This window comes from Aeromonas sp. SrichE-2G (assembly GCF_017939565.1).
GTDB classification, from domain to species: Bacteria; Pseudomonadota; Gammaproteobacteria; order Enterobacterales; family Aeromonadaceae; genus Aeromonas; species Aeromonas taiwanensis.
Map to the genome: position 1 here is coordinate 1 of NZ_JAGKRG010000053.1, position 12,636 is coordinate 12,636.

The window sequence follows — 12,636 nt, forward strand, 5'->3', positions numbered from 1 at the left end:
GAGAATAAAACCATCCAGATTGGCCAAATTTCCACCAAACAGAATTATTTTCAAACTTTTTCACATCCCCCCACTTGAAAAATTCGGAAAACTGTCCATTTACTAATTATGAGAGCTATAAATTAATTTTTTCCATTTCAACATTCCGCTGCTGCGCAGCGAAGAGAAACCAGTTTTACTACCCCCCCATAAGCTATTTTTTTAAATAAATGAAATTTAAAGAGCACTGATAAATTAAAGTTCCTTAACTTAGCTTAAGATATCAATGCTCCATCACTCAGTAATAAATTAGATTTATATAAACAGAAAACAGAAAACAGAAAACAGAAAACAGAAAACAGAAAACAGAAAACAGAAAACAGAAAACAGAAAACAGAAAACAGAAAACAGAAAACAGAAAACAGAAAACAGAAAACAGAAAACAGAAAACAGAAAACAGAAACAGAAACAGAAACAGAAACAGAAACAGAAACAGAAACAGAAAACAGAAATGTAACCTCAGTTAAGATGTGGTTATATTCGCCCTGTAGGGCGGAAAATTTAAAAGGTGTTTTTGCTAGGGAAGGTGCGAATAAGCGGGGAAATTCTTCTCGGCTGACTCAGTCATTTCATTTCTTCATGTTTGAGCCGATTTTTTCTCCCGTAAATGCCTTGAATCAGCCTATTTAGACCGTTTCTTCGCCATTTAAGGCTTTATTCCCAGTTTTTAGTGAGATCTCTCCCACTGACGTATCATTTGGTCCGCCCGAAACAGGTTGGCCAGCGTGAATAACATCGCCAGTTGGTTATCGTTTTTCAGCAACCCCTTGTATCTGGCTTTCACGAAGCCGAACTGTCGCTTGATGATGCGAAATGGGTGGTCCACCTTGGCCCGGATGCTGGCTTTCATGTACCTGATTACCCATGACCCTCAGCCAGCTTCAAGAGCCGATATGGCATCGGAGGGCTTGCCACGACTGCATGCCCCAATTCAACCAACATGCTCTTGAGGTCAAAACGATGATTAAACCGGAAGCAGTATTCCGCAAGATGCCTTGGTAAATGCTTCGCTCCGAGCGTATGGCAACTGCCCCGCAGCGAGTTTTTCACATTTCCTATCATCGTGTTTACCCAGTTGAATGCCGGATGATCCAGCCAGTCCAGGTTGCCCCCGGTGACAACACCCAGGTGCTCACAATTGGCCTCCTTGACCGCTTTGAAACAGGCCAATCCATCGGATATCACCGCGCTACCACTGGCAATATGCCGTTTTGCCCAATCAGCAACGGACTTGGTTTTGAAACCATCGACCACCGTCATCCGCATCTTGATTGGATGTCCTTCCTTGTTCAGGGCCACTGCTGCCACAAACGGCGTCTTGCCTGCCGCGCCCCGACCCCGTTTGCCACCACGGCGCTCGCCACCCCAGTAGACATCATCGAGCTGAATGATGCCGCTGATGGGCTGCTTGTCATCGGACTCTTTCATGGCTTGCAGCAGCTTGTGCTTGAGCATCCAGGCGGTGTCATATTTGACGCCCAACTGGCGCTTTAGCTCCATCGCTGACAAGCCTGTTTTGGTTTGTGACAACAGGTGCATTGCCAGAAACCACTTGGTCAGTGGGAGCTTGGTGTTTGCGAAAATCGTGTTTCCAGTCAATGACATCTGGTGACGGCAGTGATTGCATTGCCACACACGTGGCCGCCTTCTCAGGCGACAACAGGTCTTGTTGGCACATTCAGGGCAGACAAAGCCGTTAGGAAAACGCCAAGTGAACAGCGCGTTTTCGCACTGAGCCTCAGTGCCATAGTCCTTGAGAAACTCAAACAGGCTGTAGCCTTTCTGGAATTGGATTTTGCTTTTGGCCATGATCTCGCACCTCGATAACTGTACGTAAGATCAGTATAGTTCGTGGTAACTGACTGCTAATCATGGGTAATCAGGAAACCATTTAGTTCCGGTAGCGTTACAGTTCAACCATCTCGTGGCCTGTGGCAGGCAAGCTACTTAGGGCAGAAAGTCCCATAGCGAAGCGCGGTTTGGATCAATGGCAGAGACCCTTGCTCACCGGGCTTTGTTAAAATTGCAGGCAGGTAACTCTGACCCTGTGTCCGACGATCTGCAATTTAAGCTGCCATGGCGAATGCTGGATGCTGCCAGGCAATTGGGGCTCTCATTGGGCCAACTGCGGCAGTGGATGCTAACTGGAATGCTCAACGGACATGAGATTAAACCACCAATGCGTGACGTGAAAGGCGTTGACCGAATCACCGGTTGCGAATTGATGATGGCGCAAGAGCGCCTTGCTGAGTGCAAATCCGGGTTGTCACTTTGCAATGGGTAATTCGTCTAATGCCGTGGTATAGCGGGGACTGAGTTTTTCACGCCTCATAATCCAATCACTGTTGTCTCTCCCACAAGATCCAAAATGAATTTTTCCTAATCGTCCCTGGTTGATTCGGTCGATCATCTGCATTAGGTCCTGACTGCGGGGCTTATGTTGATGATGGTCGAACAAATCTCCCTGCTGGCTGCCGATAGGAGTGAAGTCGGCTAGCATCACGCCCCCTTTTTGGTAGCGGTGCCCATCCCGCCAGATATGAGAGAGCAGTGAGTGGATCACTCCCAGCAGCTCCCTGGTATCGTTGGTAGGCACAGCCAGCGTGGTGCTCACTTGGTTGCCGTAGTAGGGCTCTTTGTCATTGAAGGGGCTGGTACGAATGAATAGGGTGACATGGCGACAGCACATTCCCTCTGCCCGGAGTTTTTCAGCTGCACGTTCCATATATCCTGCGAGGGCTTGATGCATGGAATTCATGTGTGTGATCCGTTCACCGAATGATCGGGAGCAGATGATCTGCTGTTTGGCTTGTGTGTCCTGCTCCAGGCTGGCGCATGGATAGCCGCGTAGCTCTAGCACGGTTCGCTCAACAACGACCCCATAACGATGCCGTAGGTTTTTACCATCGACAGCGACTAGGTCCGCCACACTATTGATCCCGTGCGCTTCGAGCCTGGTGGTCAGTTTTCTACCTATTCCCCATATTTCCCCGACCGGAGTGATAGCCATCAAACGCGCACGACGTGCCTCATCACGCAAATCAACCACTCCACCAGTCGCAGGCCACTTCTTTGCGGCGTAGTTTGCCAGCTTGGCGAGTGTTTTGGTTGGCCCGATCCCGACGCCGACTGTGAGTCCAGTCCATTGCTGTATTCGTTCACGGATCTGACGACCATATGCTGTTAGGTCTCCCGCCCATGATTCGTTCAGTTCAACAAACGCCTCATCAACACTGTACACCTCGACAGTTGGCACCATGCCTTCCAGCGTGGTCATTACGCGCTGTGACATATCACCATAGAGGGCGTAGTTGCTCGAGAACCAAACACCGCCTACGGCCTCGAAGAACTGACGGATCTGGAAGTAGGGAACACCCATCTTGATGCCAAGCGCCTTGGCTTCTGCCGAGCGAGCCACAACGCAGCCGTCGTTGTTCGATAGCACCACGATCGGGCGCCCCTTGAGGTCTGGCCTAAACAGGCGCTCGCAGGACGCATAGAAGTTGTTCACATCGACGAGGGCAATGGCGTTGGGCATGGTTTACCCCAGTTTGGTCTTGTGGAGCACATAGGTTACGACGCCAAAAATTTCTAGTTCCTGCCCGTCCAATAGATGGATGGGTTGGAAATCCGGATTGGCGGGTAGCAGGGCAGGGAACGGGCGTTCTTGCAGCTGTTTGACAGTGAATTCTCCATCAAGGCAGGCTAGAACGATAGCGCCGTGGCGGGCCTTGAGCGCCCTATCTACGATCAAAAGATCCCCGTCATTGATGCCCTTTTCCACCATGCTGTGGCCACTGGCCCTGACATAGAAGGTGGCAGCGGGATGCTCAATACAGATCTGGTTCAGATCTATGGTTTGCTCAATATAGTCCTGTGCTGGGCTAGGAAAGCCGCAAACCACAGGGGACAGAAAAAGCGGCAGCTCTAGAGCGTCCGGGGTTGGATGTGGGATGGCGAACATGGTGGCTCACTGGTTACTGTTTTTATATACAGTATAGCCGTATTGCATAACGTGTGCATCCGGTGTCAGTTGACATACCGCACCCATTAGCTATGTTCGGTTCACATGGTACTGTGTTCATAGGACGCGTGATGGAATCAACAGTTTTTAGGTGTGGTCGTGGCTAGGGGGTATACCTGCCCGAGGCAGTGGCCCTGCCAGATGAGGTCACGCATGTTGAGATCGTCGTGGTTGGTCGTACTCGCATAATCACACCTGTAGGTGAGTCCTGGGATAGGTGGTTTGATGAGCCTGGTATGACCGCCGACTTCATGGCCGAACGTGAGCAGCCAACCGCCCAGGAGCGAGAGAAACTCTGAGGTTGGTCCAGCAGGGTAACTGAGTTGCGTAGCTGAGAGGGATTGTTTTTATATATATAGATAAAGCGTATCCCTCTCACCTGAAAAGGTGAATAGCTATGGCTATCATTCTCGCGTAGCGAGGATTGTTCATAGATCTGTCGGTACTCGCCCCCCAGGCAGGATAGCTCAGTAGCCATTTTTTCTAGGTTGCACCACTGGTCGTGGTGCATGTGATCCAGTTATCTACCCGTGGTTTCCATTGGACCATTCGTTGAAGGTGTTTTGGTGGCACTAGAGCTGAGGTGCACAGCTGAGAGGGATTGTTTTTATATATATAGATAAAGCGCACCCCTCTCACCTAACAGGTAACGATGTGGCTACATCATTCTCGCATAGCGAGGATTGTCCATAGATCTTTCGGCGCTGGCTCTCCCAGGTAGACAGGATAGCTCGATAGCAATTTTCAATGTTGCACCACTGGCGTGGTGCATCTGATCCAGTTAGGGAAGGTGCGAACAAGTCCCTGATATGAGATCATGTTTGTCATCTGGAGCCATGGAACAGGGTTCATCATGAGTCATCAACTTACCTTCGCCGACAGTGAATTCAGCAGTAAGCGCCGTCAGACCAGAAAAGAGATTTTCTTGTCCTGCATGGAGCAGATTCTGCCATGGCAAAACATGGTGGAAGTCATCGAGCCGTTTTACCCCAAGGTTGGTAGTGGCCGGCGACCTTATCCGCTGGAAACCATGCTACGCATTCACTGCATGCAGCATTGGTACAACCTGAGCGATGGCGCGATGGAAGATGCTCTGTACGAAATCGCCTCCATGCGTCTGTTTGCCCGGTTATCCCTGGATAGCGCCTTGCCGGACCGCACCACCATCATGAATTTCCGCCACCTGCTGGAGCAGCATCAACTGGCCCGTCAATTGTTCAAGACCATCAATCGCTGGCTGGCCGAAGCAGGCGTCATGATGACCCAAGGCACCTTGGTCGATGCCACCATTATTGAGGCACCCAGCTCGACCAAGAACAAACAGCAGCAACGCGATCCGGAGATGCATCAGACCAAGAAAGGCAATCAGTGGCACTTTGGCATGAAGGCCCACATTGGTGTCGATGCCAAGAGTGGCCTGACCCACAGCCTGGTCACCACCGCGGCCAACGAGCATGACCTCAATCAGCTGGGTAATCTGCTGCATGGAGAGGAGCAATTTGTCTCAGCCGATGCCGGCTACCAAGGGGCGCCACAGCGCGAGGAGCTGGCCGAGGTGGATGTGGACTGGCTGATCGCCGAGCGCCCCGGCAAGGTAAAAACCTTGAAACAGCATCCACGCAAGAACAAAACGGCCATCACCATCGAATACATGAAAGCCCGCATCCGGGCCAAAGTGGAGCACCCGTTTCGCATCATCAAGCGGCAGTTCGGCTTCGTGAAAGCCAGATACAAGGGGCTACAGAAAAACGATAACCAACTGGCGATGTTATTCACCCTGGCCAACCTGTTTCGGGTGGACCAGATGATACGTCAGTGGGAGAGATCTCACTAAAAACTGGGAATAACGCCTTAAATGGCGAAGAAACGGTCTAAATAGGCTGATTCAAGGCATTTACGGGAGAAAAAATCGGCTCAAACATGAAGAAATGAAATGACTGAGTCAGCCGAGAAGAATTTCCCCGCTTATTCGCACCTTCTCTAGAGTATAAGTGGCTTACTCAAGGCAACTTTGTACGTGATTGATGAAGTGTCAGGGTTAGGCAAAAAATAATCAACAAACATCTTAGGACCACTAATGGCCGTCAATCAGGCGAAAATTTTCGAACAGCTCGAACAACTGACTCAAGAGCTAGATGTCGATGAATTTATATACAGCTTTCTGACAGTGTTCGGTTTCCCCAAAGCCACTGTCTCACGAATTCGCAATGGCGATGACCCGAGAAATTTAGCAAAAGAAGCAGGTCATGTTGCGCTCAAGAACAAGCTTTACTTCCAGCCAACAGTAGAGAGAGCAGACCTGAATGCCTTGTTGGATGCTCGCTTAAGCGATCCTGCTATTGCTAAACACAAGATCCGATTTGTGTTGGTCACAGATTTTATCCGGTTTCTGGCGTGGGATACTTTAAGCAAAGAGTTGCTCGATATTGAGCTTGAGGAGCTGCACAGCAACTATGGTTTCTTCCTGCCACTGGTCGGACTGGAAAAAGCCATCATGAGAAGCGAAAACCCGGCCGATGTCAAAGCTGCCGAGAAAATGGGCAAGCTGTTTGACCTGATTCGCACTCAAAATGACCTTAGCCAGCCTGCTGACATCCACGCTCTGAACGTCTTTTTGACTCGCTTGCTGTTTTGCCTATTTGCCGAAGATACCGGCATTTTTGCCAAAGGGCAGTTTACTTCTGCCATCCAGAGCTACACAGGGGAAGATGGTCGCGATCTGGACTTCTTCCTCGATCAATTGTTCACGGTGCTCAATAGCGAACCAGGCAGTGCTAAGCGGCAAAATTTACCTGTGCATCTGACGGCATTCCCCTACGTCAATGGCGGACTGTTTTCATCTGATCAACCCATCCCGGAACTGGGTAAGAAAGGCCGCCGGATCCTGCTTGAATGCGGCACCATGGATTGGAGCGAGATCAATCCTGACATCTTCGGCAGTATGTTCCAGGCCGTCATCGACGTAGAACAGCGCAGTCGTCTTGGCCAGCACTATACCTCTTACAGCAATATCATGAAGGTGATTCGACCGCTGTTTCTTGATTCGTTGCAGGCTGAGCTTGATAAACAGCTTCAGGTCGCAGCAAGCAAACGTGCTGTAGGGCTGCAAGCGTTATTGGTGCGGATGGGCCAAATCAAGGTTTTCGATCCAGCCTGCGGCTCGGGTAACTTCTTAATCGTTGCCTATAAGGAACTTCGTAAGATTGAGATGGCGGTAATCAAGGCGTTGAAAGAAGTTGACCCGCAAGGTTTTGCTATGAGTGGGCTACATCTATCACAATTTTATGGTATTGAGATCGACGATTTTGCATGTGAGATTGCCCGGCTGTCGCTGTGGCTGGCCGAGCACCAGCTTAACAGCCTGTGGCAGCAGGAGTTTGGTTTTGCTCCCCCGGCACTCCCTTTGCGTGAAAGCGGTAATATTCACAGTGGTAACAGCTTGCGGTTGGATTGGAACCAAGTATGTCCTAAAAGAAAGGAGGATGAGGTTTATATTATCGGAAATCCCCCATTTTTGGGACATGCAGGAAGAGACGAAACTCAAAAAATAGATTTACAGCACGTTTTTTCTAATATTAAAACCACTAACAAGCTGGATTATGTCACCTGCTGGTTTTGGAAAGGTGCGCAATACATTCAACATTCTAAGGCTGAACTAGCATTAGTAGCAACGAACTCTATTTGCCAAGGTGAGCAAGTATCAGCGCTTTGGCCTGCACTGCTTTCACTTGGACTTAACATACATATCGCATACCCTACATTTGTGTGGGCAAACAATGCTCGCGACAAAGCAGCAGTTCATGTTGTTATTGTTGGGTTGTCATCTCATTCCGTCACAAAGCGGCTTTATCAACAATTAGATGGTGAATGGCATTGCCAAAAAGTCAAAAATATAAATCCTTATCTTATCGCAGGGGACAATGTTATTGTCGGAACACCAAGTAAGCCATTAGTGAAAAACGTCCCCCCTTTATTATTTGGTAATATGCCAAACGATGGCGGCCACCTATTGCTAAACCGTCCTGAGCTAGAGCTCTTATTAAATAATGAGTCTGAAGCACAAAAGTGGATTAAGAAATTACTGGGGGCAGACGAATTTCTTAATGGTAAAGAACGATGGTGTTTATGGCTTAAAACGGCAACTGAGGATGAGATAAACTCCATGCCCACCGTTGCAAGCCGAGTAAGAATGGTCGCAGAGACGCGCAAACGAAGTCGTGATAAGGGGACTCAGAAGCTTGCTGAGCGACCACATCAGTTCCGGGACTTAAATAACCCAGATAATTACATCCTTGTACCTAGCGTGTCTTCTGAGCGTAGAACCTATGTTCCACTTGGTTTTTTCAATGCCGATGTGATTTCTACAAACCTTAACTACATAATACCGAATGGCACTCTGTACGAATTTGGAATCCTCTCCTCACTGTTGCACAACGATTGGATGCGCTTGGTTGCTGGGCGTTTAAAAAGTGATTATCGCTACTCTGCATCGGTTGTTTACAATCCATTCCCCTGGCCGGAAGTCACGGATGCCCAACGCCAAGAAATAGAGCGTTTAGCTGAAGAGGTCCTGCTGACTCGAGCAGAGTTCCTTGGGCGTACCTTGGCAGAGCTCTATGATCCCAACAAAATGCCTGCTGCATTGTTGGCTGCTCATCAGGCGCTTGACAGAGCGGTTGATCGCCTTTACCGCGAGCGCCCATTCAAGGATGCAGCAGAGCGTTTAAGCTGCCTGCTGGCTCGTTACGAGGCTCTCGTCGCACATTGATCAATCGCGCAGGCATTGAGCCTGCGTTGTGTCACCATTATTCGGAAGGATTCACGATGAACAATTTGTTGCATGTCGAGTATGGCCAGACAGGCCAGAGTGCCAGCTTAAATGAAATGGGGATGCGCGAGATGCAGGCGCGTGCGTTTGCCGAGCGTAATAGCCAATATTTGTTGATTAAGGCACCGCCTGCTTGCGGTAAGTCTCGTGCTTTGATGTTTCTGGGGCTCGACAAGTTAGAGCGTCAGGGGCTGCGCAAGGTGATAGTAGCTGTGCCTGAAAAGTCCATCGGTGGATCTTTCCAGAATACGCAGTTAACCGAACATGGTTTTTTTGCCGATTGGGTGGTAAGCCCGGAAAACAATCTCTGTGTGGATGGTAGTGACAGCGGAAAGGTCAACGCTTTTCAGCGCTTTATGAGTGGTGATGATCGGATCTTGGTTTGCACCCATGCCACTCTGCGGTTTGCGTTTGATAAGTTACCAGTGGCCGTCTTCAATGACTGTGTTGTGGCCATCGATGAGTTTCACCATGTGTCCGCAGATGGTGATAACCGATTGGGGAGCCTGATCGATGATCTGATGAATAAGTCGAGCGCCCATATTGTCGCGATGACGGGGTCTTATTTCCGAGGAGATACAGTTCCGATCCTGCTCGCAGAGGATGAGGCCAAGTTTACCAAGGTCACTTATACCTACTACGAACAACTCAATGGCTACCAGTACCTGAAATCCCTTGGCATCGGTTACCACTTTTATCAGGGGCGTTATATCGATGCTTTGCCTGATGTGCTTGATGCCAGCAAGAAAACCATCATCCATATCCCTAACGTCAATTCAGGTGAATCGACCAAGGACAAGCACGGTGAGGTAGATGCCATTCTTGACGTGTTGGGTGAGGTTGCCATGCGTGACCCGGAATCGGGCATTTTGCATATCACTGCCAAAGATGGGCGGATGTTGAAAGTGGCCAACTTGGTAGATGACAATGCCACTGAACGCCCAAAGGTTCAGGCCTATTTACGAGATATCAAACAGGCCGATGATATGGACATCATCATTGCCTTGGGAATGGCCAAGGAGGGGTTTGACTGGCCTTACTGCGAGCATGTGTTGACCATTGGTTATCGCAGCTCACTGACCGAGATTGTGCAGATCATTGGTCGTGCTACCCGTGATTGCAAAGGCAAGAGGCATGCCCAGTTTACCAATCTGATCGCCCAACCTGATGCGCAAGATGAGGATGTTCGGGCATCTGTAAACAATATGCTCAAAGCAATCACCACTTCACTGTTGATGGAGCAAATCCTCGCTCCCAGCATTCAGTTCAAGCCCCGTTCGCAATGGGATGGCACCCCACTGCCGCCTAATACCCTGATTATCGATGACACTACGGCCACACCCGTTTCTCAGAAGGTATTGGACATTTTGAACGGTGACAGGAATGAGTTGATGGCTGCGCTTTTAACCAAAGAGCAGGTGGTGAAAGAGGCGATCACAGATACCACGCCAATTGAAGCCGTGACACAGGTGGCGCTGCCTCAAGTGCTCCAGACCCTCTACCCGGAACTGAGCGAGGAAGAGCAGGAACAGGTACGGCAAGGATTGCTGCAAACCATATTGATCAACCAACAGGGAGGCTTGATTGATGGCAAAGACTTGCCAGAAGGTGCGGACGTCGATTTTGGTAGTGAAGCAGGTCATCAGGATGGCAGCACTGGAAGTGGTGTGGCGGGTAAACAGTTTTTGAAAATGGGTGAGAAGTTCCTATGCATCGACAATCTGGATATTGACCTGATCGATACAGTTAATCCGTTCCACGGTGCTTATGAGATCCTGTCCAAGCAGGTCACCGCAGCCATGCTGAAGACAATCCAGCAGGCGGTAAGTGCAACCAAATCACAGGTTTCTGAAGAAGAGGCGGTGATCCTCTGGCCAAAGATCAAGCTGTTTACCCGTGAGCATGGGCGTGAACCATCGCTGAATGCAAGTGACCCAATTGAGGTGCGCTATGCGGAAGCGTTAGCCTTTGTGCGCAAGATGAAGCAACAACAGATGGCAGCACAGGGACGTTAAAATGATCCGCTTATCGACAGCCAGGCTCGCCACTAAATCGAGCCTGGGAGATATCCTCGGTGAAGAGGATGACCTGGGGTTGCTGGATGTTCAACCGTTGAAAGCCAAAGCGGCTCCCATCGATCTCGCCAGCGCACAGTTTGCTGAAATCACTGCATTCTATGAGCTACATGGCCGGTTACCGGATGAGGGAAGTGGTGCGCAGCTCGAGGAGAAGCTGCTGGCAAGACGACTTAAGGGGATTTTGGCAAATCCCGCCCAGTGCGATCATTTGCAGGCGCATGATAAATTCGGTCTGTTAAACCGAGGCGAAACAGCTCTAGAACAGAGTTATTTAGCTACTGCGGTTGAGCCTGAAACGTGCATAAGCAAGTCTGAATTAGTGACTTCGCTTGCTGATATTTTTGCCGATGACGATGATGGTTTACTCGACTTTGATGAGCCAGATATATTCAACTTAAGGCATGTCTCTAGTGAGAAAAAAGAACAACCGGATGAGATTGCTCAGCGTCGGCCATGTCATGATTTCCCCCGCTTTGCCCCATTATTTACTGCCTTTCATGACGGCCTGAAGTCGGGGTCTTTTCGTCTAGAGCGGTTCACGCACAAGCTGAAAATTACTGCTGGTGATTTCTTCATACTTAATGGATTGCTCGGTTATGTGGATAGTGTGGGGGAGCGCCTCGAGCAATATAGCGGGTACAATGCCAGGCTTTATCTGGTGTTTGAAAATGGCACTGAGATGCACATGCTCTATCAGTCATTGACCCATGGTTTGGTTCGAGATAACGAAGGTCGAAAAGCTCAGCTCAATGGGCAATCATTGCTGCCATCTTTGGATACAGTGTCGACCGGGGTTGTTTATATCCTCAAAACACTGAGTACAGATCCTGCTCTCATTCCATATAAGCCGAATCTCTACAAGATTGGGTTCACTGAAACGTCGGTGGAAGAGCGGATCAAAAATGCAGAGCTGGACAGTACATTTCTGGAGGCTCCGGTTCAAATAGTTGCCATCAACCACTGTTTCAATCTCAATGCGCAAAAGCTGGAGGCTTTAGTTCATGGTTTTCTTGCCTCACGACGTCTCAATGTAAAACTAAAGGGGCTCGGTGGGCAGGTGTATACACCGAAGGAGTGGTTTTGTGTTCCTATAGAGACAGCTATGGATGTAATTCAGTACATCGTTGATGGCTCTATCTCTCAGTATCGGTTAGATAACACCACTGGCAAGATTGTTGCGAAGCAGTAGGTTATATGACCACGATGCGAATGCATCTTTTCAACCATTTGTTCTAAGAGATTTTTCGCAGCAGTAAAACGAGCAGTTTATTAGGGATGCTTGTACTTGAAGGGTGAGGGGATGATAAACATACTATTCCCTCGCCCTTTAATTGAAAATGGTCGCGTTCTCGCAGAGCGAGGAATGCTCCGACATATTGCCTACCTATGACTCAATCGCGAATCGAGCTATAATTTTTGAGTTTTGCACCACTGTGGTGCATCCACACCAGTTACAATAAATCGCCTCAAAGATCGTTCTTGTCACTAAATAACTGATCCTAATAGTGCTACACCTTTGCTGTGCCATAGCCATTCCCCGGGAAAGGAGACACGGTATCCATGAAGTGTTTCACTCGAGCCAGCAGGTTGGCCATCCCTCTGCATTGATGATTGCGCGTGATGGTTTCATGCAACTTGTGCCACAGCCGTTCTATGTGATTAGAAAC

The 12,636-nt window shown here is 49.2% G+C and carries 9 protein-coding genes and 2 pseudogenes; 6 read left to right on the forward strand and 5 right to left on the reverse strand.

Annotated elements, in window-relative coordinates:
* Positions 1-706: 706 nt before the first annotated feature.
* Both J9885_RS16385 and J9885_RS16390 read right to left on the reverse strand, forming a co-directional pair.
* A pseudogene (locus tag J9885_RS16385) lies at positions 707-892 on the reverse strand (IS5/IS1182 family transposase); the annotation flags it as partial.
* 5 nt (positions 893-897) lie between these two features.
* Entirely contained in the window at positions 898-1,848 is a 951-nt protein-coding gene (locus tag J9885_RS16390; RefSeq protein WP_005342491.1) for an IS1595-like element ISKpn3 family transposase, read from the reverse strand.
* Positions 1,849-2,026: 178 nt separating this feature from the next.
* Between J9885_RS16390 and J9885_RS16395 the strand changes: the two genes are divergently transcribed.
* Positions 2,027-2,323 (forward strand): hypothetical protein, encoded by a 297-nt coding sequence (locus tag J9885_RS16395; RefSeq protein ID WP_197930939.1) that lies wholly within the window; start codon positions 2,027-2,029, stop codon positions 2,321-2,323.
* Here J9885_RS16395 and umuC read toward each other — a convergent pair.
* Both umuC and umuD read right to left on the reverse strand, forming a co-directional pair.
* On the reverse strand, positions 2,306-3,577 hold the full coding sequence (gene umuC, locus J9885_RS16400; protein ID WP_210550081.1) for a translesion error-prone DNA polymerase V subunit UmuC: 1,272 nt from the start codon (positions 3,575-3,577) through the stop codon (positions 2,306-2,308). The two genes, J9885_RS16395 and umuC, sit on opposite strands and share 18 nt — an antisense overlap.
* Positions 3,578-3,580: 3 nt before the next feature.
* Positions 3,581-4,003: a translesion error-prone DNA polymerase V autoproteolytic subunit gene (umuD, locus tag J9885_RS16405; RefSeq protein ID WP_010676201.1), complete on the reverse strand. Its 423-nt coding sequence runs from the start codon at positions 4,001-4,003 to the stop codon at positions 3,581-3,583.
* 176 nt (positions 4,004-4,179) lie between these two features.
* Between umuD and vapB the strand changes: the two genes are divergently transcribed.
* The 5 genes from vapB to J9885_RS16430 all read left to right on the forward strand — a co-directional run bounded on the left by vapB (position 4,180) and on the right by J9885_RS16430 (position 12,158).
* Positions 4,180-4,362, forward strand: a complete 183-nt coding sequence (gene vapB / locus J9885_RS16410) for a type II toxin-antitoxin system VapB family antitoxin (protein WP_246877014.1) — start codon at positions 4,180-4,182, stop codon at positions 4,360-4,362.
* A 554-nt stretch (positions 4,363-4,916) separates the two neighbouring features.
* Positions 4,917-5,897, forward strand: a complete 981-nt coding sequence (locus J9885_RS16415) for an IS5 family transposase (protein ID WP_246876996.1) — start codon at positions 4,917-4,919, stop codon at positions 5,895-5,897.
* 243 nt (positions 5,898-6,140) lie between these two features.
* A complete protein-coding gene (locus tag J9885_RS16420; RefSeq protein WP_210550083.1) occupies positions 6,141-8,831 on the forward strand; it encodes a DNA methyltransferase in 2,691 nt (896 codons plus the stop codon).
* Between the two features lie 56 nt (positions 8,832-8,887).
* Positions 8,888-10,906 (forward strand): helicase-related protein, encoded by a 2,019-nt coding sequence (locus J9885_RS16425; RefSeq protein WP_210550084.1) that lies wholly within the window; start codon positions 8,888-8,890, stop codon positions 10,904-10,906.
* A gap of 1 nt (position 10,907) precedes the next feature.
* Positions 10,908-12,158 (forward strand): GIY-YIG nuclease family protein, encoded by a 1,251-nt coding sequence (locus J9885_RS16430; protein WP_210550085.1) that lies wholly within the window; start codon positions 10,908-10,910, stop codon positions 12,156-12,158.
* Between the two features lie 319 nt (positions 12,159-12,477).
* On the opposite strand, the pseudogene J9885_RS16435 reads toward J9885_RS16430, so the two are convergent.
* A pseudogene (locus J9885_RS16435) lies at positions 12,478-12,630 on the reverse strand (IS630 family transposase); the annotation flags it as partial.
* Positions 12,631-12,636 lie beyond the last annotated feature (6 nt).

Coding starts and splice junctions, on each gene's coding strand:
- J9885_RS16390 (WP_005342491.1), bottom strand. CDS start 1,848: ATGGCCAAAAGCAAAATCCAATTCCAGAAAGGCTACAGCCTGTTTGAG.
- J9885_RS16395 (WP_197930939.1), top strand. CDS start 2,027: ATGGCAGAGACCCTTGCTCACCGGGCTTTGTTAAAATTGCAGGCAGGT.
- umuC (WP_210550081.1), bottom strand. CDS start 3,577: ATGCCCAACGCCATTGCCCTCGTCGATGTGAACAACTTCTATGCGTCC.
- umuD (WP_010676201.1), bottom strand. CDS start 4,003: ATGTTCGCCATCCCACATCCAACCCCGGACGCTCTAGAGCTGCCGCTT.
- J9885_RS16415 (WP_246876996.1), top strand. CDS start 4,917: ATGAGTCATCAACTTACCTTCGCCGACAGTGAATTCAGCAGTAAGCGC.
- J9885_RS16420 (WP_210550083.1), top strand. CDS start 6,141: ATGGCCGTCAATCAGGCGAAAATTTTCGAACAGCTCGAACAACTGACT.
- J9885_RS16425 (WP_210550084.1), top strand. CDS start 8,888: ATGAACAATTTGTTGCATGTCGAGTATGGCCAGACAGGCCAGAGTGCC.
- J9885_RS16430 (WP_210550085.1), top strand. CDS start 10,908: ATGATCCGCTTATCGACAGCCAGGCTCGCCACTAAATCGAGCCTGGGA.